General features: G+C 48.0%; 20 protein-coding genes and 2 pseudogenes. 11 read left to right on the top strand and 11 right to left on the bottom strand.

Features of this window, described 5'->3' with window-relative positions; genetic code table 11:
- Positions 1–35 precede the first annotated feature (35 nt).
- Together L0156_13345 and L0156_13350 are read left to right on the top strand one after the other, a co-directional pair.
- Positions 36–1,652, top strand: a complete 1,617-nt coding sequence (locus tag L0156_13345) for a glycosyltransferase family 39 protein (GenBank protein ID MCI0603983.1) — start codon at positions 36–38, stop codon at positions 1,650–1,652.
- 3 nt (positions 1,653–1,655) lie between these two features.
- Positions 1,656–2,063, top strand: a complete 408-nt coding sequence (locus L0156_13350; GenBank protein ID MCI0603984.1) for an arsenate reductase ArsC — start codon at positions 1,656–1,658, stop codon at positions 2,061–2,063.
- Here L0156_13350 and L0156_13355 read toward each other — a convergent pair.
- Positions 2,041–2,478, bottom strand: a complete 438-nt coding sequence (locus L0156_13355; protein MCI0603985.1) for a hypothetical protein — start codon at positions 2,476–2,478, stop codon at positions 2,041–2,043. The two genes, L0156_13350 and L0156_13355, sit on opposite strands and share 23 nt — an antisense overlap.
- 57 nt (positions 2,479–2,535) lie before the next feature.
- Here L0156_13355 and L0156_13360 point away from each other — a divergent pair, with 57 nt between their 5' ends.
- The 4 genes from L0156_13360 (at position 2,536) to L0156_13375 (ending at position 8,675) form a co-directional block, all read left to right on the top strand.
- Positions 2,536–2,805: a hypothetical protein gene (locus tag L0156_13360; GenBank protein MCI0603986.1), complete on the top strand. Its 270-nt coding sequence runs from the start codon at positions 2,536–2,538 to the stop codon at positions 2,803–2,805.
- Positions 2,806–3,072: 267 nt separating this feature from the next.
- A complete protein-coding gene (locus L0156_13365) occupies positions 3,073–5,913 on the top strand; it encodes an AMP-binding protein (protein ID MCI0603987.1) in 2,841 nt (946 codons plus the stop codon).
- A gap of 3 nt (positions 5,914–5,916) precedes the next feature.
- Positions 5,917–7,737: an AMP-binding protein gene (locus L0156_13370; protein MCI0603988.1), complete on the top strand. Its 1,821-nt coding sequence runs from the start codon at positions 5,917–5,919 to the stop codon at positions 7,735–7,737.
- On the top strand, positions 7,734–8,675 hold the full coding sequence (locus tag L0156_13375) for a hypothetical protein (protein ID MCI0603989.1): 942 nt from the start codon (positions 7,734–7,736) through the stop codon (positions 8,673–8,675). The genes L0156_13370 and L0156_13375 overlap by 4 nt, the downstream gene beginning before the upstream one ends.
- Positions 8,676–8,819: 144 nt before the next feature.
- On the opposite strand, the gene L0156_13380 is transcribed toward L0156_13375, so the two are convergent.
- From L0156_13380 to L0156_13400, 5 genes and pseudogenes are all read right to left on the bottom strand, one after another.
- Entirely contained in the window at positions 8,820–9,959 is a 1,140-nt protein-coding gene (locus L0156_13380) for a hypothetical protein (protein MCI0603990.1), read from the bottom strand.
- A 43-nt stretch (positions 9,960–10,002) separates the two neighbouring features.
- A pseudogene (locus L0156_13385) lies at positions 10,003–11,502 on the bottom strand (NAD(P)/FAD-dependent oxidoreductase).
- Positions 11,476–11,571: pseudogene (locus tag L0156_13390) on the bottom strand (NAD(P)-binding protein). Before L0156_13390 ends, L0156_13385 begins: the two co-directional pseudogenes overlap by 27 nt.
- Positions 11,571–12,311, bottom strand: a complete 741-nt coding sequence (locus L0156_13395) for a hypothetical protein (protein MCI0603991.1) — start codon at positions 12,309–12,311, stop codon at positions 11,571–11,573. The pseudogene L0156_13390 and the gene L0156_13395 overlap by 1 nt, the downstream one beginning before the upstream one ends.
- A 10-nt stretch (positions 12,312–12,321) precedes the next feature.
- The gene (locus L0156_13400) at positions 12,322–13,902 is read right to left on the bottom strand and encodes an NAD(P)/FAD-dependent oxidoreductase (GenBank protein MCI0603992.1); all 1,581 of its coding nucleotides are present in this window, start codon (positions 13,900–13,902) and stop codon (positions 12,322–12,324) included.
- A 76-nt stretch (positions 13,903–13,978) separates the two neighbouring features.
- Between L0156_13400 and L0156_13405 the strand changes: the two genes are divergently transcribed.
- Positions 13,979–15,166 (top strand): aminomethyltransferase family protein, encoded by a 1,188-nt coding sequence (locus L0156_13405; protein ID MCI0603993.1) that lies wholly within the window; start codon positions 13,979–13,981, stop codon positions 15,164–15,166.
- Positions 15,167–15,219: 53 nt separating this feature from the next.
- Here L0156_13405 and L0156_13410 read toward each other — a convergent pair whose 3' ends face one another.
- Positions 15,220–17,304 carry a GreA/GreB family elongation factor gene (locus L0156_13410; protein MCI0603994.1) on the bottom strand — a complete coding sequence of 695 codons (2,085 nt, stop codon included), beginning with the start codon at positions 17,302–17,304 and terminating at the stop codon, positions 15,220–15,222.
- Positions 17,301–17,870, bottom strand: coding sequence for a hypothetical protein (locus L0156_13415; protein MCI0603995.1), 570 nt, complete (start codon positions 17,868–17,870; stop codon positions 17,301–17,303). Before L0156_13415 ends, L0156_13410 begins: the two co-directional genes overlap by 4 nt.
- Positions 17,871–18,310: 440 nt before the next feature.
- On the opposite strand from L0156_13415, the gene L0156_13420 reads away from it, so the two are divergent.
- Complete coding sequence (locus L0156_13420; GenBank protein ID MCI0603996.1) at positions 18,311–19,354, top strand: PA0069 family radical SAM protein; 1,044 nt, start codon at positions 18,311–18,313, stop codon at positions 19,352–19,354.
- 10 nt (positions 19,355–19,364) lie between these two features.
- Positions 19,365–19,889: a putative metal-dependent hydrolase gene (locus L0156_13425; GenBank protein ID MCI0603997.1), complete on the top strand. Its 525-nt coding sequence runs from the start codon at positions 19,365–19,367 to the stop codon at positions 19,887–19,889.
- Here the strand turns inward: L0156_13425 and L0156_13430 are convergent.
- Entirely contained in the window at positions 19,866–20,741 is an 876-nt protein-coding gene (locus L0156_13430; protein ID MCI0603998.1) for a CPBP family intramembrane metalloprotease, read from the bottom strand. The genes L0156_13425 and L0156_13430 overlap by 24 nt on opposite strands.
- A 30-nt stretch (positions 20,742–20,771) precedes the next feature.
- Here L0156_13430 and L0156_13435 point away from each other — a divergent pair, with 30 nt between their 5' ends.
- A complete protein-coding gene (locus L0156_13435) occupies positions 20,772–21,200 on the top strand; it encodes a putative ABC transporter permease (protein ID MCI0603999.1) in 429 nt (142 codons plus the stop codon).
- A gap of 35 nt (positions 21,201–21,235) precedes the next feature.
- On the opposite strand, the gene L0156_13440 is transcribed toward L0156_13435, so the two are convergent.
- Together L0156_13440 and L0156_13445 are read right to left on the bottom strand one after the other, a co-directional pair.
- Positions 21,236–23,887, bottom strand: coding sequence for a SpoIIE family protein phosphatase (locus L0156_13440; GenBank protein ID MCI0604000.1), 2,652 nt, complete (start codon positions 23,885–23,887; stop codon positions 21,236–21,238).
- Between the two features lie 33 nt (positions 23,888–23,920).
- Entirely contained in the window at positions 23,921–24,622 is a 702-nt protein-coding gene (locus L0156_13445; protein MCI0604001.1) for a response regulator, read from the bottom strand.
- 105 nt (positions 24,623–24,727) lie between these two features.
- Here L0156_13445 and L0156_13450 point away from each other — a divergent pair, with 105 nt between their 5' ends.
- Positions 24,728–25,450: a DUF2892 domain-containing protein gene (locus L0156_13450; GenBank protein ID MCI0604002.1), complete on the top strand. Its 723-nt coding sequence runs from the start codon at positions 24,728–24,730 to the stop codon at positions 25,448–25,450.
- The last annotated feature ends 135 nt before the right edge of the window (positions 25,451–25,585 follow it).

Below are 25,585 nucleotides of genomic sequence, written 5' to 3' on the forward strand. Positions count from 1 at the left end.
ACCCTTGGTCTGGTTTCAGATATGATGTCTCAAACATGTTCCATCGACGCTTCTATTATTGGATTCTATCGTTTCTTTTGTCCATCACCTTATTCGTTCGCATCTTTTTGACTTTTTTCCGCAGATTGAATGCGGATGAGTTTCAGCATTTGCACGCCTCCTGGATGGTCCATCTTGGTCTTCTACCGTATCGAGATTTTTGGGAAAACCACTCTCCCCTTCTGTATTTTTTATTGGCGCCGGTTCTGGCATTCTTCGGTGAAGGAATTTCCGCAGTTCTTGCGGCAAGAGTCATTCTTTCCGCCACAGGACTCGGAATCGCCATTCTTGTCTATTTGATCGCGCGACTCGATCACAGCAAGGAAACATCCCTACTTGCGCTTGTCGTATTGAGTTTCTCCGAAATCTTCTTGCAAAAAACGATTGAAGTTCGCACGGATCAGCTTTTGATTTTATTCTGGTTGATCAGTTTGTACTTCTGTTTTCGCAGTTTCCCCGCCAAAAGGGTTAGCCTGCTTCTGGCGGCGGGCTTAAGCCTTGGAATTGGGATGCTCTTTTCACCTAAGGCGCTTCTCTGCTTTACATCAGCCGCAATCCTGATCACAGTGCAGGATCCTTCGCGGTTGGCCCGAATTGCGAAAAGACTGATCTATTTCTCCCTGGGCTTTCTTGTGCCAATTGTTCCACTCGCACTTTATTTTTATGCGCAGAATGCGCATCCCCTGCTGATTGAATCAACCTTACTTCAGAACCTTTCCTATCCGGACACACGAGGCCCATCTTTCTTGCTGCTTCCGCAAAATCTGGGCTTCCTCCTCCTGGCATTTGCGGGCATCTACTTATCCGTAAGCGATCGTGAACATCGCAAAGCTGCTCTTTACCGGACTCGTTCGTTGCTTCTTGTACCGGGCCTCTTTCTGTTGGGCCTGCTGATCTTTGTGTTGCCGGCAACCTTTTCGCAATCCGCACTCACATTTGTCCCGATTCTCGCTCTTTACGCAGGCATCGCATGGCAAAAATCGGTAGCGTGGCAAAGCCGTTTCACAATCAGAAATTTTCTACTCCTGAGCTTCACACTCACAACCGCTCTCATCATTCCGGTCACTGTCCTCTTCTTACGGAATTCCTTTGCAATTACTAACACGGAACAATTCGATCGAATCCGATACATTCTCAAGAACACCAAACAGGGTGAAGAAATCTTCGATGGAAACGCCTCCTACATCTTTCGCCCGCAGACTTACTATTACGGAGCACTGGTGGAAGGAATCCGGTATAAGATCGACCGCGGTGAAATACGGGACAGCATCATCGATGCTTTGAAGGAACACTCCTGCAGGATCGTCATTTATGACGACCGTGTCTCGGATCTGCCGGAACCGGTTCAAAACTTTATACGCGCGAACTATCTCCCGGTCGGACAATTCGAAATTTTTGTTGCTGGCAAGGAGCTCAGCGCTGAGAATCTTTCCCACAACAGGGCTGCATTCTGGATCGAATTGCCGCTTGTTTATAGCATTCACGCGGGCAAGGACGTAAGTTTAAAAGTCGATGGAAAACCTTATCAAACACCGGTTTTCCTGGACCGCGGCGAGCATCACCTGGTTTCCGATAAGGTGTTGCAGCGTGTTACTATTCTCGCGACAAAGTAACCTATGAAAAAACGAATCCTGATTTTGTGCACCGGCAATTCTGCGCGTAGCCAAATAGCCGAAGGTTTGTTTCGGGCAAAGGCGTCTGACCGTGTGGAAGTCCAGAGTGCAGGCACTAAACCCAAAGGTCTGAATCCTCTTGCAGTTCAAGTCATGAATGAAATTGGAATCGATATCAGTCATCACAGATCAAAAGACGTTGCCGAGTTTGAAAACGAGAAATTCGATCTCGTTCTTACAGTTTGCGACAATGCAAAGGAGAGTTGCCCGGTCTTTCCCGGAGCCAGGACCATACACTGGAGTACTCAAGACCCGGAGGACATTGATTCCTTCCGCGAGGTTCGCGACACATTCAACAAGAAGATCGAGCACTTCCTAAAAGAGTTTTTTAGCAGGCAACGGAACAGATAAAACGCATCGGCTTGAGATCAGGTGGTACCCAGGTACTTCTCGCTTCGGCCGACATCACGAGCTCCCGGGTATAGAATTCAAACAAATATTCTTTTCTAGTTAAGTTCTCGTTATGAGAAATGAATTCTTCGAAGGTTTCCGCAGTTGTTATTTCGATCGCTTCAGCAACGCTGTATATCCAAAACAGAGTAATTGTCTCATGGTAAAGCCCGGTCGCGTTTTTGCTTGCAGCAAACGCCCTGATGCCTGAGGTAATTGCCTCTACAGCCTGCGGGTAACCTTGAGATGTTAAATAGATCCACGCCATTCGGATATGGTCTCTGTGTCTGAATTGCTCCAGCCGGCCCTGTTCAAAAGAAGCAATGAACTCCTGGTCTGACATGATTTTCAGCCCCATTTGTGATTTTGTTACCATGGTAATATAATAACATATTGAACCCGGTTGTTGTCAAGGTTAAAATGGTAGATTCCCATGAAAGTAAAGACTGAGGATCGCCTGGTTGTGGAAAGGGTCCAGACGGGATTAAGAATCGAAAAGAGGATGGTGAAGATCCTAAAGGCCCTGGCGGAATACTACGATATGACTCCCGGAGAGCTGCTGGAGGGAATCCTTTTGCATGCGTTTGAAGGCAAGAACCCTTTTAGCAAAAAGTCGATCCGCCGGATCGAGACGTTCAAGAAAATCTACGGCCTGGACTTGAACTCCAGCGACAGTCATTTGCTCAAAGAGAAAGATATGTAGTGGCAGAGCATTTGCCATTGTCTTTGAATGAACTTGTTCTCCCACATATGTCTGCCATAGCACAAACATACTTCCTGGGCGCAAATGCTCTGCATCCAACGGGAGCCAGCAGAGCATTGTCTGACCAAAGTAAGGATGCCGCAGGACGCAGGTCTATTGCCAAACGAGTTCAAACCGGAACGGCAGACAATGCTCTGCCACTACGAGAAATGACGATGCCGTTGTATAATCCCTTCCTAATTTTTTTCTACCAGAGGTGTTCGTGTTTTGAGGACCTCATCCCTGAAAAAGCTCTGCTGCCCTGCTTGCAGAGAACGCTACACAATCACAGAGCAATCGTTATTCGGTGATGCCGTTGAAGAAGCTCTGTTGACCTGTCCTGTTTGCTGCGTGGCCGTTCCTGTTTTGAACGGTTTTCCCATCTTCGGGGAACAGTATCTTACTCAGAAATGGAATCCAGCGGAACGACTAAATTCACTCTTCGGCAAAGAACCGGACTATGAGAGGTTTTTGGATCAAAAACGGACGAAACCCGTTTTCGATCTTTATGCCGCGTTTCAACCCTTCAATGAATCGACGCAATGCATCTTCCCACTCATTCCTCTTCTGCGGGAAGTGCTTCGGCCCGGTGATTTCATTCTGGACTTGTGGTGCCGGACAGGTTGGACCGGTGAATTGCTTGCATCCCTTTTTCCCGAACAGTCAGTAATTTCCATCTGGGAGGGCTCTTCAGGGCTATTGGGACTGAAAGGATTTCACCACTGGCTGAGCTCCAAAAAACGGCTCAGCAATCTTGATATCATTTTTCATTCGCCGAACAATTCACTGCCCTTTACCGGCCGGATGTTTTCCGTTGTTCACGGATTGGATACCCTTCACCGGTACGCGCACGCGCCGTTGATTCCGGAATGTTTGCGCGTTGTAAAAGAGGACGGGGTCATTCTGTTCCCACACAATCATCTGACGAATTCGCAGCCGGAACCTTATTTCGACCGTGGTGAAGACCAGCTCCATGGCAAAGATTACCAGCAATACTTTGAACGTCTTTTCAGGAACGCTAACCGGCGCGCATTCATTCTGTCAGAAAAAACTCTATTCGAAGCCGGAACGAATTACGTCTTAAAAGATGAAGCGGATACCGATCACTACAACGCCTGCATCCTTCTCGCTGAGCCGCGCCACGAGGGACGTTCTTTTCAACGGGCTGAGAAGAAAGTGGATGCATTCAAGGATGCTCATATCATCGTCAATCCACTCTGGGAAATTGACATGACAACAGGTGAGGCGGTCGTATCGCCGGAAGCGATGGATTCCGGGGGCGCAACTCTATTCTTTCGCCATCCTATTTACCAGGATCGATTGAAAAATGAATCACCCATTCACCTCTCAGAGGAAGACCGTTTGATCCTCTACTGGGCCATCCGGCACAAAACAGTTTCGCAAATCGCTGCAATCTTGAAACGCGACGTTGCAGATATTTTCAACGGTGCTCTTAAAATGGAATCCAAAGAACTGGTGCAATTGCAAAATGTCTCGGCCGCTATGGCAAGGTTGCAATCCTATTACTCGACCCAGCAAGTACCATACGCTTCGGATGAAGCAACTCTCACTCAGCTATGGAGAAGAACTGTACGGTTGCATGGCGATCGATCATTTATCGTATGGCCACAGGACGGCTCCATTTTTTCTTATGCCGATTCGGACATGATTGTTCGAAAAGCAGTATCCTTTTTGAAAGAGCAGGGGGTTTCTCATAGAGATAACGTTCTGATAGTTGCGACGCCTCATCCTGAATTTGTTTTTTTATTTTGGGCGACTGTATTGCTAGGGGCAGTCGTTGTGCCGGTAAATCCTGAAATCAAACAGGATACATTTGCAGACATTGTTCGAAATACCAAACCACGATTGATACTGGCCAATTCCGAAATCGCGGGCATGGACCATAAGGTGATTCAATTCGGACTCCCTGAAGGCTCCGATAAATTCTCCGGTTCTTTCTCCGAACGATTAGCGGACAGTGAAGTATGCGAGGAGTTTCCGGATACTTCAGAAGAACAAGACGCAGTGATTCTCTTCACTTCCGGAACCACAGGAAATCCCAAAGGGGTTGTTCTCTCTCACGGCGCTCTATTTCGCACGAGCCGCATTCTGGATCAAGCTTACAGATGGAGCAGCAAAGATCGTTTTATGGGAGGAGGAAGCTTTCATACAATGAGCGGATTGCGAAATCCATGCATCGCGGTTCTTCATTCCGGACTTTCCGTTGTAATTCCAGAAAAGGAAGACATTCAAAATCCACTTGGCGTTCTTTCGTTGTGCGTAAAGAATGACGTGACGATCCTCAATGTCACTCCAGGATTTCTAGCTTACTGGGGCCGCACGGCGCAAAAATCAAAGTATTTTCAATCACACAAGTTGCGTATGGTGCTTTCTACCGGCTCGGCGCTGCAACCAATTCATCGCAAAATCTTTGAAAAACAATTCCAGGCTCCTGTGTACGATTACTATGGTCTGACCGAAACCACAGGCGCATGCATTCTTGAGAATCAAGACCTGAGTGGGGTCAAAGAGAAGGGGCTGGGCAAACCATGGGGTTGTCTGGTAAAGATTCATGAAGACGGGGAGCTGGCCATCTACAGTGAGAATCTGATGTTGAGATATCTAAACGATCCTTCCTCAACCGGCAAGAGGATCCGTCATGGCTGGCTGATGACAGGAGATATCGCGCGAATCAATGAATCGGGATGTGTTTTGTTGATCGGCCGAAAAGACAGAATGATGAAAGACAAGAACGGTGAAAACTTTTATCCGGAGGAAATCGAAACTGCAATCACCAGTCTGGATGGCGTCGCCGAGGTCTATGTAACGGCCTTTCAAGATGATCTAATGGTGGATCACATTGCCGCACTGATTCAGTTTCAGCAACCGGAAGAGAATGAGGAGAACATGCTTTCCGAGCTGAGAAAAACGCTGGTAGGCAAAATTCCCTCTGCGCATGTACCTGTACTTCTGATCGCAGTAAAGCAAACGCCGAAAGGGCCTGGCGGCAAAATATCCACAGAAGCTGTAAATCAGATTTTGAAGGAAGAACTTCAGCGGAGTAAGTAAGAGATGGATCTTCAAGCATTATTTGAAAGAACGGAGAGAGTTGGATCAAAAAAAATCATCGATGGGTTACGAACGTTGACCTATGGTGAATTGAATCAGAAATGCAAACAGATTCACGCCTTTCTAGGATCTAACAATATTGTTTCAGGGGACCGGATCGGCATCGCTTCCAGTGACGAAATTGAGGTCTGCGCGCTGATTCTTTCCTGTCTGCGGCTCGGATTGCCTGTTGCCCTCATTGACCCTGGTGCGAAAAAACCTGAAGCAACCAAGATCATCGATAGACTCCAATTGAAATCGCTTTTTCTGGATCAAGGCCTTGTGGCAGAGTGGTCCCCTTCTGTTCCCTTTCTATTCATGATGAAGCCAAAAAAGAACAAATTAATTTCGCGCTTGCTTGGGAAGAAAAGGGTCGAATCCCCCAAGGGCAGTCAAAGCTACCCGGAATGCCTTGATGAATTCGATAAAGCCACGCAAGCGCTCCCTGAAACTATCCCTCTGGAGACGCCTGCTTTGTTGTTATGCACATCAGGAACAACCGGACTGCCCAAGATTTTGCAACTGAGTCTGAAAAATCTTTTGGCTGCCGCAAAGACAACCTCAAATCAGCTAGGATTCGATGCGGACACCAGAGTCCTCAACCTTTTACCGTTGACCCATTATGATGGAGTCATTTCCGGCTTGTTCACAACTTTCTGCAATGCTGCCACGCTTATCCGGTTGGGGCCCTTTTCGATTTCGTTGTTGCCGGACATCTTTGATGCTGTTTACAAATACCGGGCCACTCATCTTTTGATTACTCCATCGATTCTTGGTTTGATGCTTCGTCTGGGAGAGGAGATCCGGGAGTCGTTTCAAACCGAGGACTTCCGTTTCGTTGTGTCAGTTGCTGCAACGCTTCCACCCAAACTGTGGTCCGACTTTCATCAGCTAACCGATAAGAAAATTGTAAATGTCTACGGCTTGTCCGAAACAGGAAATAATCTTTTTGCCGGACCAGACGAAGAAAGCTATCAGATTGGATCCATTGGAAAGCCGGTGGATTGCCAGGCAACAATCCTCAGTGAGAGCGGCGAAAAAGCGAAGGCTGGAGACACAGGCGAGCTTCTTTTGGAAGGCGCAAGCATCACGTCTGGATATTTAGATGAGAGCATTACAACAAAGTTCATGGATGGAGTTACATGGTTTCCAACAGGCGATCTGGCTTACTGCGATGACGCTGGAGTTTACTGGCTCGTTGGCCGCAAGAAAAACATTATCATTGTAGGGGGGCGAAATGTGCATCCTGATGAAATCAATAATGCGCTCCTTTCCCATCCCTTTGTAATCGAGGCAGCCACTCTCGGTTTTGCAGACGAAATCTGGGGAGAACGCGTCGTCAGTTGTGTCGTGACAAAAGATGGGATCACTTCCAGCGAATTAATTCAGTATGCGGCAAAATATCTGACTGATTACAAAATTCCAAGAGAAATCCATATTCTTACGGAGCTCCCCAAAGGGCGATCCGGAAAAGTGCTGCTCAACGAGCTGGCTAATAGGCTCAAAGAAAAAACCTTTCAGAATAGAGAAACAACACTTGCAGGTTTAGAAGAGCAGGTGGTACGACTTGCGTCCGAAAGTTTTCGCACTCCTTCGACTGAGCTATCCATGAAAACAACGCCTGCAAGCTGCAGCAAATGGGATTCCGTAGCGCACATGGATTTTGTTACGAATCTCGAAAAGAAATTCGCAGTAGAACTTCTCCCGCGGGAAGTCATCCAAATCACAACCCTGGAAGCTGCGGTTCAAATCATCCGGAACAAGCTCACATTAACGGAAAAATGAACTCGAAGCCTTCGCCACTGTTTGTTTGGAAGCTGATATTAGTTGTGATTCTGGCAGCGGGCGCGTTTCTATCATTTTCTGATCCTATTAAAGTCATTTTTGCGCGAAGGGATGTCCGTCTGTCGGACCAGTTGGCACAGACTCATTTTAAGAAGGATGAAATAGGAATTATCTTTTTGGGAGATTCTTTATTGAGAGCGGTTTTGCCGTATAAGGACGAATCCGTGAACACCGCTCTTGCAGGACGGTTTCAGCAGGGCGAGTTGAAATCCAGGATTTCGGCTGTCAAGGTTACAACTGGTGGAATTTGGAACATTCAGGAACTGTCTGAACAGCTGATTGAAGCGCGACCTTCGATCATTGTGATCCAAAGCGAGATGGTTGTCCGCAGAATTTACAAGAACCGGCCAGAACAGCCGCTAAAGGAGCGGGTTGGAACCTGGTCGGGGATCTTAGGACTCAAAGTGTTTGGTCATTCTCAACAGCAAAGGAGCAAAGAAGGTAAGAAGCAATTTTTCACCATCGAAAAACAAGCGCCTAAGGCCAGACCACGTACGAAAAAAAGTGACGAATCATTGGAAGTTACCCGGCATTTATGGAGCAATCAAGTTGTTTCCACGGCTGACCCAATATTTATAATGGCTCGCAGGTTCATCAACAGAGCATCGGCGACGGGAATTCGCGTGGTTCTGGTGGAGCTGCCCGTTAGTAATACGTCAGCAGGTTTCAGTTCCCGGGAATATTTTACGAAACGAACTGCAGCGCTTCAGAGTCTTTCAAAATCAGGAGCAGTGACTTTTGTATATCCCCGCATCTTGCCGGACGAATATTTCGTAGATTACAATCATGCGAACCCTAGAGGTCGCAGGGAGTTTTTAAACTGGTTTTATCCGGTTCTTGCTGATGAGTTGTTGAAATATGAACGACGTTCCTCGTGAAGATAAACCGGTATATGTCCGAATCCATCATTCCCCATGGCTTCGCGCAGGTCTTCGCTTTCTATGGTATTTGTTTCTTTTGCTTCTGATCTTCCTCTTTTACGACACGGCGGAGAGGGACTTTCGTTATTGGGGCTTGTAACCTCAAAAGCCCACCAATCGTTTGAGGTTTTGCAATATTTCAGCTAACGATTCGCCACGCGGGATAGTGAATCCAACGATCACAAAAACAAAAGTTAAAGCGACTGAAATAATTGCGCTGACACGCATCCAAATTCGTCCCTCCGGTTTGGGTAGCATGCTTTCCTTCATTTTCCTGAACGATCTCCAAATGAGAAGCCACAATCCATGATAGATACCCCAGAGAAAAAATCGCAGAGAGAACTCGTGCCACAATCCAATGGCAAGCATGGCTCCGATCAGTGCTAGCGGCAGCTTCCTCCATCTCGCAAAAATCGGAAGAAAAACATACTGGCGGCACCATGCAGAAAGACTCATATGCCAGGACTGCCAGAACTCGCCGATGTTACGCTTCAGAAAAGGATAGTTAAAGTTCTCGCAGATCTGATACCCGAGCAAAAGCGAAATGCCAATGGCAATATCCGAATAACCCGCAAACGCAAAATACAGATAGAAACCATAAATCATGGATTCCGCAAACACAGAGAGCGCGGTGTTCGGCTGCAGTCTTGCAAAAAGAGAGTCCAATTGAGCCGCAACAATCCAGTTTGCAAGCACGATGACTTTGGCGTACCCGTATAGAACCCGCTCCAATCCATTGGCAAAATCCTGATCGCTCCACCGGATTCTTCGTTCCGATTTCAAGAAGTCTTCGAAGCGGTGAATCGGACCAATCGTAATCGTAGGAAAAAACAACATGTAGTTGTAGAAGTCAAGAAAGCTATGAGGGCGAAACTTACCGGAACGGCTTTCCACTGCGTAGTGAATCAACTTCAATGCATAAAATCCATAACCTACCAGTACAATGTAAGGAACCTTCAATCCTGATTTTTGAAGCAGCTGTTCAACCCGGATTCCACAAAAAAGGAGGAGAATGGCAGCAAGGCAAATTGTGTATAGACTCTTCGATTCCGGATGGCGGCCATAAAAATAAGCGAGGATCGTCAGTGCCGCCAGGACTCCAAAAGAGAGCAGGTCAAGGTATCCAAGAAAAAGGCTGCTACCGATCGCGAGAAAAATATTTCGCCAGCGCGATGGGATTAACCAGTAAAGCAGGACCGCAATCCCACAGAACCCGAGAAAAGCAAGTTTAAGTTGTGGCATGCGTTATGCGTCTACTCGTTGCGCGTTAACGCGTCTGCTGAGTCTAGAGATCGCTGAGGATTGCTTGCGCGGCAAGAGTTCCTGGAATCCCGGTTACACCGCCGCCTGGATGAGTGGCGGCGCTGCACATATAGAGGTTTTGCACGGGTGTACGGTAGTGCGAATATCCTGGAACCGGACGCATGAAAAAGATTTGATCCAGAGTCAGCTCTTGATGATGGACGTGTCCTTCAGTTAGCCCGTAGATCCTTTCAAGATCCAGCGGTGTAATTACCTGCCTGTGCAGAATCGAATCGGAAAATCCTGGAGCGTAATTCTCAATCGTTTGAACTACGAGATCACCGAACAATTCCCGCATCGCATTCCAATCTCCATTGCGCAAATGGTAAGGAGCAAACAAGCAATACACCGACATGACGTGATTCCCTTCCGGCGCCAGAGAGGAATCGACAACCGAGGGAACGGCAATATCCAGGAAAGGAGCGCGCGAATATTCGCCGTACTTCGCATCATCAAATGCGCGTTCCAGATAATTCATGTTGGGAGCAATTCCTATAACGACCGGCTTGATATCTTCCCGAAGCGCTTTCCATTTGGGATAGCTGTCCAGAGCAAAATTCACTTTCGCACTAACGCCGCGAGACCGAACGTTACGAACGCTGAGAACAAAATGCGGATCCAGATGATACGGATCGACAAGTTTCAGGAACGTGCGCTTCGCATCAGCATTCGATACGATGACCTGGGCTTGAATTTCGTCACCGTTTGCTAGAACAACGCCGCGAGCGGTTCCCTCCTGGACCATAATTTTTGAGACTTCAACGCCCGTGCGTATTTCAACCTTGTTCTTTTCAGCGGCCCGGGCCAGCGCCTGTGTGAGCGCTCCCATACCGCCGCGAACCAGCGGCCATTGTTGCTGAACGTGATCTCCACGGCCCATTCGCAGATACAACATGATGTAAACGGAACCGGCCGATCGCGGACCGTAAAAACTGCTCAGAATGCCTTCGCTTGCAAGAACTCCTTTGAGATGATCGCTTTCAAAATATTCATTTAATAAATCCGCGATCGACATCGGAAGAACCCGCAAAAGCTCCAGTACATCTTTTTCTCTGACTCCACGCATCTTCCAGCCGAGACCCACCAGATTCTTCCAATCGCGCGCTCCCACCGTGGCAGGATCCGGTAGCGCTCTTGTCCACAGCGTTCTCAAAATAGAAGCCAGTTTCGCCATGTCCCGTTCAAACTCGGGATATCTCTTCGCATCCTTCTCCGAATAACGCGCGATGGATTCGACTGTCTTGTTCGTATCGCTCCAGAAAGTCAAAGAACTTCCATCCGCCACCGGAGCAAATAGTCCGGGATCATATTCAATCAATTCATAACCATGTTCTTTCAGCTGCAGTTCATCTACCACGGACTGCTGAAACATACCGGGCGTATAGGCGCAAGTGGAGTATTTGAATCCGGAATGTATTTCCTCCGTAACGCAGGCTCCACCAACTACAGAGCGGCGCTCCAGCAAAAGAACCTTCTTCCCCGCTTTACCCAGCTTCGCGGCCGCTACAAGCCCGTTATGGCCGCCCCCTACAATGATTACGTCGTAACTCATTACATTTTTCTCGCCATGGAAATGACAATAATCAGCGCAATTACGGAGATAACCAGGCCGCCGCCAATAGCAGCAATTAACGGCATGCTCAAAGGCAAATTGAATCCGCCTTTTTCAAATTTCGCAATCATCACCTGTCCTTTGCTTGCTTCCAATAATGGATAGGACCAGACAACTGTCTTCCCATCTTCTTGAATGGTCCCATTCGTATCAGGAGCAGGGAGCGCTTTTCCCGGCAGTTTCACTTTGAAAGTGAATTTGGCGTTGCCCAGCATGGCAGAGGCCATCTGGTCTCCCATCGGATTGTCTTCCGACTGTTTCTTATCTCCTTCCAATGTCTGCTGAAAGGTGACCTTTTTATCCTCTTCAATCCATTGAAACTTCATCTTCTCAAATGGTTTCGTCTGGTTGAGATCTGTCAGTTTCTTAAATGAAATGTGAACATAATAGTGCTGCTGATCCCCTTCTGTTTTTGATTCCACTTTTTCCACTGTTACACCAGGCGCCTGCATATCAGTGCGGATTTCTGCTTCTTTAAACTTAAAAGGCATTTCATCCTTCTTATCTGTTTGCGCATCCTGCCCCATTTCCATCATCGCGTGAAGTTGTTGGGGAATGCTGTAATGCATCAACATCTTTCCGGATCCGTCTGCATTCAATTCAATATTTTCTTCATAGTTGATACACCCGGCCACAAGAACAACAAGAACGAGAAGACAAAATACTTTTAGTTTTTTCAAAGTAGACTCCCTACCAGCCTTTTTCCCTGATGATTTCCAAAGCGGCGAGTCTTCCCGGTCCACCCATGACTCCGCCACCGGGGTGCACTCCCGAGCCACACATGTAGAAATTCTTAATCGGTGTCCGGTACTGGGCCCAACCGGCCACAGGACGTAACATGAAAAGCTGATCCAACGACAGTTCTCCCTGGAAAATATTCCCCTCTGTCAAACCGAATTTTTGCTCGATGTCCCAGGGAGACAAAACCTGCCTGTGCAAAATGGCGTCTTTCAAGTTTGGCGCGTACTCAGAAAGCGTATTCACCACCGCATCACCAAAGTCTTCACGTGCCTCTTCCCAGGTTCGACCTTTTAAGTCGTAGGGAGCGTATTGGACAAAGATTGACATCACATGCCTTCCCGGTGGCGCCATGCCGGGATCAATCATGGAAGGGATCACAATGTCCATGTATGGTTTTTGCGAAAAATTACCGTACTTTGCGTCGTCGTACGCTCGTTCAAGATAATCTATGTCCGGACTGATCGAGAATGCGCCGCGAAGATGCGGTCCGTCCCCTGGCAAACAGGTGAAATTGGGCAGCTCAGAAAGAGAAAGGTTTACCTTTCCGGATGATCCTCTAATTTTGTAGTTGTGGATTTTCCGCAAAAAGTCCTCATCCAGAATCCCCGGTTCGACGAGCTTCAAAAATGTCCGTTTGGGATCAAGGCTGGAGGCAATGACATCGGCATAGACTTCGTCTCCGTTTTCGAACGCGACCCCTTTTGCGCGGCCATCTTTCACGATGATTTGAGCTACCGGCGCCTCGAGGCGAATCTCAGCTCCAAAATGCTCCGCGGCGCGGGCGCACGCATCACTCACGCCGCCCATTCCGCCACGCTGAAATCCCCAGGCGCGAAAGTTTCCATCAATTTCGCCCATGTAATGATGAAGAAGCACGTACGCAGTTCCGGGCGATCTTGGTCCGAGAAATGTTCCGATGATTCCGCTTGCGGACATGGTCGCTTTCAGTACCTGGCTTTCAAACCATTCGTCCAGAAAATCTGCTGAGCTCATGGTCATGAGCTTGTGCATCAGATAAAAGTATTTTCCGCCGAACTGGCGGAATGATTTTCCCATTTCTGAAACAGCCGAGAGACCGTTCAACGACATGATGCGAGGAGGAACCATTCCAAGAATTGGTTTCACCATCATGGCCATGTGATACATCAATTTCCCGAACTGGTCATAAGCTTCGGCGTCAGCGATGGAATGCCGCATGATTTCCTGACGGGTTTTTGCATGATCGGCCCACCGTGCCAGGTAGTTGCCGTCAGGCAAGGGTGTTACGGTGCTTTCGAGCGGAAGAATCTCGAGACCAAATCGAGGCAAATCGAGCTCTCGTATCACTTCGGGGCGTAAAAGAGAAACAACATAGGACGCCACGGTGTACTTGAATCCCGGAAAAACTTCTTCCGTGACCGCAGCCCCGCCAACCAGATGCCGCCGCTCCAGCACAAGAACTTTTCGTCCTGTTTTGCCAAGATAAGCAGCGGTAATCAAGCCGTTGTGGCCCGCACCGATAACGATAGCGTCGTATTTCTGTTGTTTCATCCGCTTCATTGTAATCGAGCAATGAATAATCATCAATCTCTTGCAAGTTCAATGATTTGTTGCAACAATATGCCCTATGCCGGATCCGACTCCTTTTTATCCGAGAACGTCGAAGCTTTGCAAAAGCATGATGTGGCGCTACTGGGGTGAGTACTTTGTACCGAGTTCCTATGAGGTCCATCATGATGTGGAGTATTACGCAATTCGCAATTCTGCCGCTCTCATCGACATCACTCCCCTGTACAAATACGACGTAACGGGGCCGGATGCGGCCAAACTTGTGGATCGTGTCATCACGCGCGATGTCAAGAAATGTAAAGTCGGGCAGGTCTACTATTCTACGTGGTGTGATGAAGATGGAATGACGATGCAAGATGGCACCATCTTCCGCATCGGTCCCGATTATTTTCGATTTAATGCTGCTGATCCGACTTATCGCTGGTTGCAAATCAACGCCGTTGGAATGAACGTGCAGATTACGGATGTTACACACAAGAACGCGGCGCTCGCGTTGCAAGGGCCATTGTCCCGCGAGATCCTGAAGCAGGTGATGCACAGTCCGATTGAAGAGCTGAAATTTTTCCGCCTGAGTGAAGAAATTATTGAAGGAATTCCGGTCATTCTGTCGCGAACCGGTTATACGGGAGATCTTGGCTACGAAATCTTTGTGCCGGTGGAGGAGGCGGTTCAACTTTATGATGTCCTGATGAGCGTTGGAAAAGCTTACGGCATCACACCAGCCGGCAACCTTGCGCTCGACATCGCGCGCATTGAAGCGGGCTTCGTGCTGATTGAAGTCGATTACGTCAGCTCGGAAAAAGCGATCATAGATTCGCAACGATACACGCCATACGAAATCAGTTTAGGCTGGACCGTTAACCTGGATAAAGGTCCGTTTGTTGGCAAAAAGAAACTAATGGAAGCGAAGCAAAAAGGACCTGCCAGAGAAATTGTAGGTTTGGAAATCCGCTGGGATGATCTCGAAAAAGCATTCATGCAAGATGGTTTGCCGCCACAGCTTCCCTCTGCTGCCTGGCGCGGCGGAATTCCCGTTTACAACGGTGAACACCAGATTGGAAAAGCGACCAGCGGATGCTGGTCTCCTGTGCTCAAGAAATACATCGTGCTTTCAACGCTCGAATCCGCGTATGCCAAACCGGGAACTTCTGTGCAAATGGAATTGACGGTTGAATACCAGCGCAAGAAAGTGATGGCAGATGTTGTGAAAATCCCCTTCTTTAACCCCGAACGCAAGAGAACTTAATCAAAGTAGCGCGGACGTCCCGTCTGCGTAAGCTCGCAGGCGAGATGCCCGAGCTACCATGGATCAATCCTCTCGATGATCCAGACGGTATCATTCCATTGCACCTGATCACCGGGCGATTTCCCAATCAAATTGATTCCGATCGGCGATTGGTAGGAAAAGATGTTCTCCTTTGGATTGGAATCCCACGGCCCCAGAATCGTTACCACCACCTTCTGTGAATTTTGAAGCAGTGTCACACAGGTACCCGGTCTGACTTCACTCGTATCGGCCTTGCCTGGTTCCAGAATACGGACGCGGCCCAGATCATTCTGCAATTGTTGAACACGATTGATCAGATATTCCTGCCTTTCGCGCGCGGCTTTGTATTCATGGTTTTCACTGAGATCTCCAAGCGCCGCAGCTTCGCCAACTGCTTTTCGATTCGTTGGCAGTTCTACTTTTATAAGATGCTCCAGCTCAAGACGTTTCTTTTCCGTAGCTTCTTTTGTGCTGAACACCCATTCTTCTTTCCGTTTGAATTCAGGGAATCGCATCCGGACCACATTCTTCCAGCGGTCACGACGGTAATCTTCAATTGATGAGGAATGCTCGAGTATATCAATCGCTCTTCCTGCAGTATCCTGGTCCACGTTGCTTCCCAAAATGTTGATCAATAATCCGTTCTCCAGAGCCTTCTTGATTCTGTTGCGATGGCCGGAGAGCTCCGGGTCATCGAGAACGCTCAAAAGAGTGGTCAAGAATTTGCCATCCAGCCGTCGACCTATGGGATCGTTTAGCAAATCCATCCCCTCCACTTCCCCCTTTTGACACATCCAGCTAAAAATGCCTGGATGTGAATGCGGCATTCGTAAGGCTTGATCCAGCAAATTCTCCAGCTCCCGGGGCGATTCATTTTGCAAAGTTTCGTAGGCGTACGACAGAATTCGCGGATTTTCTTCATGCAACAAGGCATAAGAAAAGATTTCGCGGAAGCGATCGGGATAAATTCTCTTGTAGCCTTCCAAAATTCGTAACTTAAGATTTGCGTTTTCGATTTGAGAGAGTAATGAACGTGATTCGGCTGCGCCTAAAACGCCTTCGAACGTATAACCAACATCTGCATGCAGAGAACTCTTTGAAATCAGGTCCAGCAAATCCAGAGCAACCGGCCAATCTTGATTCGACCACGACGACTTCGCAATGTGATGCAACTGCTCCTCGAAAAAAGCCTTCAGCTCAGAAGAACGCGAGGCATGCTGTTTGACAAGCTCCAATCGCATTTTGGGATTTGCCTCACCGAATGCCTTCTTAATCGACTCGTCAGCAAGTTCTGACGATGAGATCCAAGAAAAAGTCGCCTGTGCACCTTTACCTTCAACCAAAACTTGAGGATTCTTTTTGGCTGAAGTCCACCATTTTGCCCATCGGTTTTCAGGAACAATGCTGAAACAATCTTTGATTTCGCTGACACTCATGGGCCGGGCCATTTGTTGAAGGAGCTCCCCGAGCGACCGTTCCGGCAATTCCAATAACCTTTCGCGAAGGGCATCCGGCTGTTCCATCTTCTCTCTCAAAATATGGCCTTTCAACAATGCCAGCAGGTCCGAATCGGCAACATCGACAGCCACATCTTTGCGATTCTCAAAATCGATTCGCACAAACCCGAGATTCAGATTAATCTCACGTACTTTGCCCACACCACGACCTGGTTCGTAGAAGAGACGCCCAATGTCGTGCGACAGCCATTGCTGGACTTTGTCCAGACAGGGCTTTATCTCATCGGGTGTTCTTATTTCATGGAAATGAAAATGGTGGAGGATCTGACTGAAGGAAGGCGCATCCGGATAAAGTCTTTTCAGACTTTCTTCAATCTGATCTTTCAGATCTTCTACTTTTTTAGGATCCGCTGAATGGCGAGCGATTTCCGCCAAAACACGGAAGCGACCGGTCCAATTCTCTTTTTCCCGAAAATGATCCGCCAGCAGTCCAAGGAGTAGTCCTGCGCGTTCCTTTTCCTTGTTGCGACCTAGTAGCCGCGCAATGTAAAGTGATTCTTCAACACCCAGTTGCCCCGAGGTCATTTGATCAAGCCAGCGATCTTCCAGTTCGTCGTACTTCTCTTCTTCGACCAAAACCTGAAGATTGCTTTGAATCATGATCGCATTTGTCTGCGGCGCCGCTGTTCCGCCACCCAACTCCTGTATCGACCCCAGAGATCCGGATCCATCCGCTGCAGTTTTATGCCTGCGTTCTCTCTTTTTCGAAATTCTTGAAAAAGGATTTCCCGGCTAATCCCGCGTTTCTGGTACAGATCCAGCAATTCGGAAACCGGCATATCCGTTAAGTTCGATTTTTCTTCGCGAACTCCAGCACTCACAACGCGATAACGATCGCGATCTCGTTCGGAATGCTTCGATTCCTCTTCCGATTTATGCAGTTGCTCTTGAAAACGCTGGTATACTTTTCGAGGAAGCAGCCCCATTCGCCGATTCTGCTCTATCGATTCAAGATAATCTTTAACGGATTCCGCATCCTCTTTGACTGCCTCAAAAATAAGGTTCAGCCTCTCCGCCAGCATCGCCACCCGGTTTTCGTACTTGATCATTTGAGCGGCTGATAATCTACCCCCGCGCTTAAGGAATGCGTCCTGTTTATTAAGCTCGCGTACAAACTCATTTCCAGCCTCGTCAAAATAAGGCAATTCGTATTGATCTCGATACATTCCGTTTCCTCATTATTAATATTTGGCTTATCAATCATCGCTTTTTACCTATTCTAGCTCATTTTCTCCTTGATTCACGAAGGGGATGTCCCGCAGAATAAATCACCGACGTGAAAAAAATCGTCTTCTTCTTCCTTTTGATCGCGATTCCATGCTTTGCCCAAACCTACACCTACCATAAGTATAAGAATCCTGCGCGAACGGAAGTTCGTGACAGCAGCAACGCTTGGGCCGCCACATTCACCAGACGCCTGATGTGCTTGCAATTGCCATGCAATACATAGAAGCAGCGCCCGCTCAGTTTCAAGGAAGTCTGCAGATTGCCGGCGAGGCCTGTATGCAAAATCCTTCCGCTGCGCACGACGCATGTGAACAAAGTGGCGCGGACATCCCGTCTGCGAATCTTCGCTTTTTCTTTGCCCTTGCGCTATAATACACTCATGCGAGTTCATGGCCGGGGCGCAGCGTTCAATCCGGGCAACCGCTTCGAAAGACTTTACATCGATGAACTATCGGAAGATCGGGAAGAACCGGAAAAGGAACGCAAAGTTCAAACAAGCTTCTATCAGGACAGCACGCGCACCATTTTCGCCAAAAATGACAGTCCTGATATCCCGTTTACATTCAGCGTGAATCCGTATCGCGGTTGTGAGCATGGTTGCATTTATTGCTACGCGCGGCCTACGCATGAGTTTCTTGGTTTTTCTGCAGGACTCGATTTCGAAAGCAAGATCATGGTGAAACAGGACGCGCCACAACTTCTGGCAGAGGCTCTACGAAATCCCAGGTTTGAGCCTCAAGTGATCGCGCTGTCCGGCAATACAGACTGCTACCAGCCGGTTGAACGAAAACTGAAACTCACGCGCGCCTGCCTCGAAATATTTTTGAAATATCGCAATCCTGTGGGCATCGTTACGAAAAGTGCGATGATCACGCGGGATATCGATATACTTCAAGAACTGGCTAAATACGATTGCATTTCGGTTTCCATTTCGATTACCAGCATGAATCCGGAAATCCTCAACAAAATGGAACCCCGGGCATCGACTGTTGACAGAAGATTGTTCGCGATGAATGAGCTGGCGAAAGCCGGAGTCCCGGTTGGTGTAAACGCCGCGCCCATCATCCCTGGTTTAACCGATGAAGAATTACCGGAGATTGTGAAACGGTCGGCGGAAAATGGCGCGCGATTCGCTGCTTACATCATGGTTCGATTGCCCTACGCCGTGAAGGATCTGTTCGTGGAATGGGTACATCGTGAATTTCCGCTACGCGCCATGAAAATTCTCAACCGGATCCGTGATTTGAGAGGCGGAAAATTAAGCGACGCGAGATTCCATTCACGCATGTCAGGCGAAGGAGAATTTGCTGATACAATTTACACCTTATTTCAAGCGGCTTGCAAAAAGTACGGCCTGAATGAAGAGGAATTTGAGCTGAGTACCAAACATTTTCAGAGAGCCGGTCAGCTCCAATTATATTAAGGAGTATTTTGTGGAAGACTTACGTTACCCGATTGGAAAGTTCCAGTATGCGGGAGTTGCAACCGAAGAACAGCGTAAACTATTCATTGCGAATATCGCAGAAACACCTGCTCGACTGCGAGTTGCGGTTGCTGATTTGAATGAGGAACAACTGAAGACTCCTTACCGGCCGGAAGGATGGACGATTCGCCAGCTTGCCCATCATCTCCCGGACAGCCATCTGAATGCCTACACGCGCTTTCGCCTTGCGATGACGGAAGAGCAACCAACGATTCGGCCCTACTACGAAGATCGTTGGGCCGAGCTGAATGATTCACGAAATGCGCCGATTGATTTTTCACTGGACTTATTGGAATCACTTCACAAGAGATGGGTTTACTTCTTGGAATCACTGAGTGAATCAGATTTTTCCAGATCGTTTCAACATCCGGAGTTGGGACTTGTTAGTCTGGACAAGAATCTAGCACTTTACTCCTGGCATGGGCAACATCATGTTGCGCAGATCACATCCCTAAGAGTTCGGCTCGACTGGTAGCGGCGGTGGTTCCGGCTCGTAGAGCGCGTTCATTCCGCCGATTCCAAGCAGTAGCAGTACTACTCCCATGAGATCAAACCACCACGGTTGGAAAACTGCTATGTCACCGGGAGTAGTATTAAAGCCGGGTATCTGCATTTGCGCGAACCGGCTAAGTATCAGCGGAATGCTGTTGTAAAAGGCATGGGCGATGATGCATAACCGCAGCGAGCCAGTTTTCAGTTTTAGCCAGGAAAAGAAAAAACCCAGCAGAAATGCGTTCACGATTGCCCAGGGAATGATGTGCGTAAGCCCAAAGAGAACGGAGGAAATGATTACCCCCGTTCTAGCGCCGTACCGGATCTGAAGTCCTTCCAGTATCACACCCCGAAAAACCAATTCTTCCACCAGGGGAGCAACGATACCAATCGTGAAAAGCACACCCCAGAAATTCTGAGCGAAAAGCTGATTCATGAAATCGATGTACTCACTCGGAATTGGTTTTATCGAATGCAATACGTTCCCTAATTCGGATGCAAGAATCGTGATGCCACAGCAAGCAACGGCAAGAGGCAGCAGAAGCAAAAATTGAAATCGCGGCCGAAGAATCAAAGCGATCAATGTAAACCCGGCAAGTATCGCGCCTGCCTTCGCTGCAATCAGTCCCGAAACAAGATGTGTAAGCGAAAGAGTTAACCAATGATTCTCCGAAAGCATGGAATCTCGGGAGAATTGAAAGAAACGTGCAATGATGAGTTGGAGAACAAACAATAGAATGACAACACCGACAGCTTGCAGAACCGTAAGATGAGGCTCTCGATGTGGTTCGGGCGTGGGTCCAGTTTGTCCGGTCTGAAAATCTTCGGAATTCATAAAGGGGAAATAATACTATAAAGTCTGAATATGCCGCTTCCGATCTATGTCCGCTTTTTGATCTATGGCGCAGCGGGGTGTTGTTTTGAAATCATTTTTACAGGAATCAAATCCTGGATCGGTTCGAATTTCCAGGATTGGAGCTTTCGTGGAAAAAGCTACATATGGATGTTTCCCATTTACGGACTACTGGCCTTCCTCTTCGAGCCGGTTCATGATGCGTTGCGTCCTGTGTTCTGGCTTTTTCGCGGACTGATTTACGTAGCAGGTTTTTTTGCGGTTGAATTTTTGACTGGATGGGTCCTGCGGGGCATAACTGGAAAATGTCCGTGGGATTATTCAGGCAAAAAGCTCAGCTTCAAAGGACTGATTCGCTGGGATTATGCTCCGATCTGGTTTGGCTTCTGCATGCTGATGGAGCCTTTTCACGATCTGTTAATGCGGGTGAGGATAACTTAGAAAACTTTTGGCGCCTTGGCGTCTTGGCGGTTAACTCAAAGAACCCTTGCCAGCACCAGAGTCAGGTCATCGTGTTGCGGGACATCTCCGGCAAACTCATTCGCTTCACACAAAATTCGATCACAAAGCTCTTTCACTGGTAACGTACTGTGATCGCAAATGACTTTGATGAGACGTTCTTCGCCGAATTCTTCATCTTGTGCATTCATCGCTTCGGTCAGCCCATCCGAGTAGATCAGGAGAATATCTCCGGTTCTGAGATCCACGACATCCTTTTTATAGACAACATCCGGCAACATGCCCACCACCAGCCCGCCTGTTCCCAATCGCTCGATCCCACCCTCCGCTCGAAAAACGAGCGGCGGATTATGACCGGCGTTCACGTAAACAAGACGGCGTTGATGATCTTCATAAACACAATAAAAGAATGTCGCATATTTGTATGTCGTAGTGGAAGCGCAAAGCAGGCGGTTGATATCATTCATAAGCAAATCAATTTCCTTTCCGCGCAGCGCTGCGCCACTCCGCAACAATGCCTGCAAATTGGCCATCAGAAGAGCAGAAGAAATCCCCTTTCCCGATACGTCACCAAGAGCAACGCCAAGCCGATTGCCGTCCAGCGGCAAAAAATCGAAGTAGTCACCGCCCACTGCGCGCGCTGCTTTGCAGTAGCCCGTATATTCAAAGGTCTCCATCGGTGGAAAAGTTTGTGGAAACAACCTGGCCTGCACCTCGGTCGCAATCTGCAATTCCCTTTTCAATTTCTCCTGTTCCGACACCTGCGCAATCAGATTCGAATACTCAAGTGCAATTGCCGTCTGTTCGGCCACGCTGAGCAGCAGTTGTTTATCCTGTTTTGAGTATGCTTCTTCAGAAAGCTTTTCGCCCAGGCTGAGAAAACCCAGTATTTCTTTTCCGGAAACCAGGGGAACAATAAGTTTGGTATTTAACCTTTGTATCAATATTTTTTCTTGATAAAGCGAGTCCTCTGTATCCGCTTTCATCAATGCAAATACCCAGGACTTAGGATCATTTACGAAAACTTCAAGGCATGCCGGCTCTTCCAATTTGAATTTGTTGAGCTGCTGACCAATAAAAGAAGCCGAACTGAAATGGAAGTTTTTGTATTCCTCCGGACTGCACCAGATTTCATCATCGTAGCCGGTACGAACTCGCAATCCGTGGCAGCGGAAACCGGATGGATTTTCTTCTCGCAAAAAGACAGCAACGCGATCGGGAAATAGAGCATCGCTGACTTCATCCGTGACGAGATCAAAGAGCTTGTCCGGTTGAGCGGCCAGGCGACGTACACCACGCGCAAGATCCGTCAGGACCTGCTGCGCATTGTACGCCTGCCTAAAAAATCGCCGATCCATCGCTTCCATCGCCTTTGTATTAATCTTCCGCAATCCAATTGCTATTCCGAATGCCGCCGCTGCCGTGGTTAGAGTAGTAGAAATGCTAAATTGCCGGGTGTTCAACACGCGCAGTGTACCCAGTGCCAAATAAACAACTGCAAAAATAACGAAGCCTTCAATCACAAAGAAACCTCGGGAAAGCAACGCATACTGCAAACCCCTGCGGATGATTAAGCGGATCCCCAGTACGCGATGACGCAAAACAACATAGAGGAATGAAAGCGGAAAGATTCCCACACTGATCACGAGCGCGGCGATCGTCCAGAAAGGGGGGATGGATTCGCCGCTTGCATATACCATCAAGAAAACAGCCAGAGGAACGATTCCGAACAAAGCGCCGGCCAACAGGATCCCTGTTTTCCGCCGTTCATCTTTTGTTTCCGCTTTCACGAAATGCAAAGCCAGGGAAACAAGTCCCACCAGCATCACGACAAGCGGAATCAATCCAATCAGCCATAGGAACGGCTCCAACGCCTTGTCGATTTGTTCAAACATTGCAAAAGAAGAATGAAAGGAGTAAGTCACTGCAATATTCAACACCCAGAAGATCACGGACAACAGCAGTAGAAACTTGAGTAACCATGGAAACTTGCGGCCTAGAATAGAACGCGCGGGAAAAACAAGAAAGAAGTGGGAAAACAAATAAGCCGCAAAAGAAACACAGGTGACGCTCAGTAGCACACCGAAGTCTCTCAAACCGGGCGGGAAATACTGAAAGGCAATTCCGAAGACGAAGGAAAAAGTTGCAAAGAAAACACTCGCAAGAAAAGCATTATCGTCTTCCGGCTTGGCAAAGCCCAGGAAGAATGCAACGAACAATATCACGAGCGGTAATTTAAAAATAAGTACCGTGTTAATGAACCAGTAACGAAAATCCTTCGGTGGTTCGGTGCCGGCCGGAGCCGATAAAATCAATGCCTTGCCACCACGCAAAATTTTCAGCGACCAGGCTTCACCATACCGCAATGTCTTCCAAGTATCCCCTAAGTCGAAATAGCTTTTGATTTCTTTACCCTCTCCGCGGCTATTGTAAATAGCAATGACCTCATCTCCCGGTTTTAGTCCTGCAAGATAACCGGCGGTAGGATTTCCCGTATAACGCTTTTCCTGGATGGACTTCACGTATAGATGGCCGTTTCGCACATCACCGAGAAAACCAATTTCTGCTTCATGCAGATATTCTTTGGAAAAAATACAGTAGATCTGGTGAGCGCGAAGTGAAAGTATGATCACAGCCAGGAGGATCAGGAAACCGAGCCGTTTGCTCATTTACTTTTTATACGCAGATACGCTGTTCGCCGTTCATTTCAATTCAAGGATGGCAAACACTAACCTCGACGGATCAGAGGAAAACGAGATCGGATCAGCCAGAATTTTCACCTGCACGCTGGTGCCGTCCTTACGACGAAAAGAAGTATCAAAATATTTGTCTTCACGAAAACGATGAGCATCGGGAGTAAGTTGGCCCAGGGGTTGTCCGATCATTTCGGTTGTTGAAAATCCAAGGATATCAGCAGCGGAGGGATTGCTGTAAAGGATCTCGCCTTTTCCGTCCGTAATGACAACGCCCAATTGCATCGCATCAATTGCTTTTCGAAATAGCTTCAATTCTTCTTCAGCTCGTTTCCGCCGAAGCGCATTCAGGATGGAGCGTTTCAACAACGTTGAGCTGATCTCTCCTTTGACTAGATAGTCCTGCGCTCCGCTTTCAATAATCGTCTGAACCGTGTCATGATCATCCAAGCCACTCATAACGATGACCGGAAGAAGCGGATACGCCTGGGACATTCTGTGAAAAGTATCAATCCCGCGGGAGTCCGGCAGAGTGAGGTCGAGCAGGACGATATCGAACCGCGTTTCAGCAAGATGTTTCAGCCCTTCTCCCAGCGTGGGATACGATTCCACCTCGAAATACGCATCCAGACTCTTGTGCAAAATCTCATGGATCAGAAACACATCGCTTTCGCTGTCATCGATCATCATCACTCGAACAAGATCAGACATAACGGTGACTCTATCATAACTTTTCTACATCGCGTGTGGCCAATGACGCGATTGACTTGAAGTGATGCGCGCATAGTTTTCAGAGAGGAACAAGGAGCAAATCGTATGGCAAATGTAACATTTAACACCACAAAAAAGAATGTAGGGAATCTTGAACGGTGGATCGCGACCATCGCCGGGTTGGCTTTAGCAGCATACGGGTTGAAGAAACGATCCAAAGGTGGACTTTTGAGTGCAGCGGCAGGCGGCGGTCTTATGTACTGCGGAATCAGCGGTCACAGTTTCTTTTACGATGCTTTCGGAATTAATCACGGCCAAAAAACTCAGAATCCGATCGTGAGCGTTCCCCATGGTGAGGGAATCAAAATCGAACACACAATCAGCATAAATCGAACTCCAGAACAGCTCTACCGTTTCTGGAGAAATTTTGGAAACCTTCCCTTTGTGATGAAGCACCTGGAATCTGTAACGGTTGTGGATGATCAGCATTCGCACTGGATTGGCAGAGCACCTGCTGGACAGGTTGTCGAATGGGATGCGGTGACACATAATGAAATTCAGAATGAGTTGATAGCCTGGCGCTCGGTCGATGGTTCTGAGATTGACCATGCGGGATCGGTAGAGTTCAAAGAGAACGCAGCCGGCGGAACGGATTTGAAAGTTGTTTTGAATTACAAGCCGCCCGCGGGCAAAGTGGGCGCGATTGTAGCCACACTTTTGGGCGAAGATCCCGCGCATCAAATTGAAGAAGACCTGAACCAGTTTAAATCGATGATTGAAGTCACTCCTATTCCATCCTGGAATCGTCCACAATCGTCACACCTTTAAATAATCAGTGTAAGAAGGGGGTGTGGGTTTGATGATGATAAGAAGATTTTAAAAAATATCCCCATATCTCTTCTATCTCCCTTCTTACCTAGCGCGGCATAGCCGACAACCAAAATGATATCGAAGAGAAGTCCG

The sequence above is a fragment of the bacterium genome, assembly GCA_022616075.1.
In the GTDB taxonomy this organism is placed as follows: Bacteria; Acidobacteriota; HRBIN11; order JAKEFK01; family JAKEFK01; genus JAKEFK01.

What these genes read in the sequence shown, in the direction of transcription:
- L0156_13410 (MCI0603994.1), bottom strand. Translation starts at nt 17,304, where the DNA reads ATGATTCAAAGCAATCTTCAGGTTTTGGTCGAAGAAGAGAAGTACGAC.
- L0156_13415 (MCI0603995.1), bottom strand. Translation starts at nt 17,870, where the DNA reads ATGTATCGAGATCAATACGAATTGCCTTATTTTGACGAGGCTGGAAAT.
- L0156_13375 (MCI0603989.1), top strand. Translation starts at nt 7,734, where the DNA reads ATGAACTCGAAGCCTTCGCCACTGTTTGTTTGGAAGCTGATATTAGTT.
- L0156_13420 (MCI0603996.1), top strand. Translation starts at nt 18,311, where the DNA reads ATGCGAGTTCATGGCCGGGGCGCAGCGTTCAATCCGGGCAACCGCTTC.
- L0156_13355 (MCI0603985.1), bottom strand. Translation starts at nt 2,478, where the DNA reads ATGGTAACAAAATCACAAATGGGGCTGAAAATCATGTCAGACCAGGAG.
- L0156_13380 (MCI0603990.1), bottom strand. Translation starts at nt 9,959, where the DNA reads ATGCCACAACTTAAACTTGCTTTTCTCGGGTTCTGTGGGATTGCGGTC.
- L0156_13405 (MCI0603993.1), top strand. Translation starts at nt 13,979, where the DNA reads ATGCCGGATCCGACTCCTTTTTATCCGAGAACGTCGAAGCTTTGCAAA.
- L0156_13400 (MCI0603992.1), bottom strand. Translation starts at nt 13,902, where the DNA reads ATGAAACAACAGAAATACGACGCTATCGTTATCGGTGCGGGCCACAAC.
- L0156_13430 (MCI0603998.1), bottom strand. Translation starts at nt 20,741, where the DNA reads ATGAATTCCGAAGATTTTCAGACCGGACAAACTGGACCCACGCCCGAA.
- L0156_13360 (MCI0603986.1), top strand. Translation starts at nt 2,536, where the DNA reads ATGAAAGTAAAGACTGAGGATCGCCTGGTTGTGGAAAGGGTCCAGACG.
- L0156_13370 (MCI0603988.1), top strand. Translation starts at nt 5,917, where the DNA reads ATGGATCTTCAAGCATTATTTGAAAGAACGGAGAGAGTTGGATCAAAA.
- L0156_13435 (MCI0603999.1), top strand. Translation starts at nt 20,772, where the DNA reads ATGCCGCTTCCGATCTATGTCCGCTTTTTGATCTATGGCGCAGCGGGG.
- L0156_13450 (MCI0604002.1), top strand. Translation starts at nt 24,728, where the DNA reads ATGGCAAATGTAACATTTAACACCACAAAAAAGAATGTAGGGAATCTT.
- L0156_13440 (MCI0604000.1), bottom strand. Translation starts at nt 23,887, where the DNA reads ATGAGCAAACGGCTCGGTTTCCTGATCCTCCTGGCTGTGATCATACTT.
- L0156_13345 (MCI0603983.1), top strand. Translation starts at nt 36, where the DNA reads ATGTTCCATCGACGCTTCTATTATTGGATTCTATCGTTTCTTTTGTCC.
- L0156_13350 (MCI0603984.1), top strand. Translation starts at nt 1,656, where the DNA reads ATGAAAAAACGAATCCTGATTTTGTGCACCGGCAATTCTGCGCGTAGC.
- L0156_13445 (MCI0604001.1), bottom strand. Translation starts at nt 24,622, where the DNA reads ATGTCTGATCTTGTTCGAGTGATGATGATCGATGACAGCGAAAGCGAT.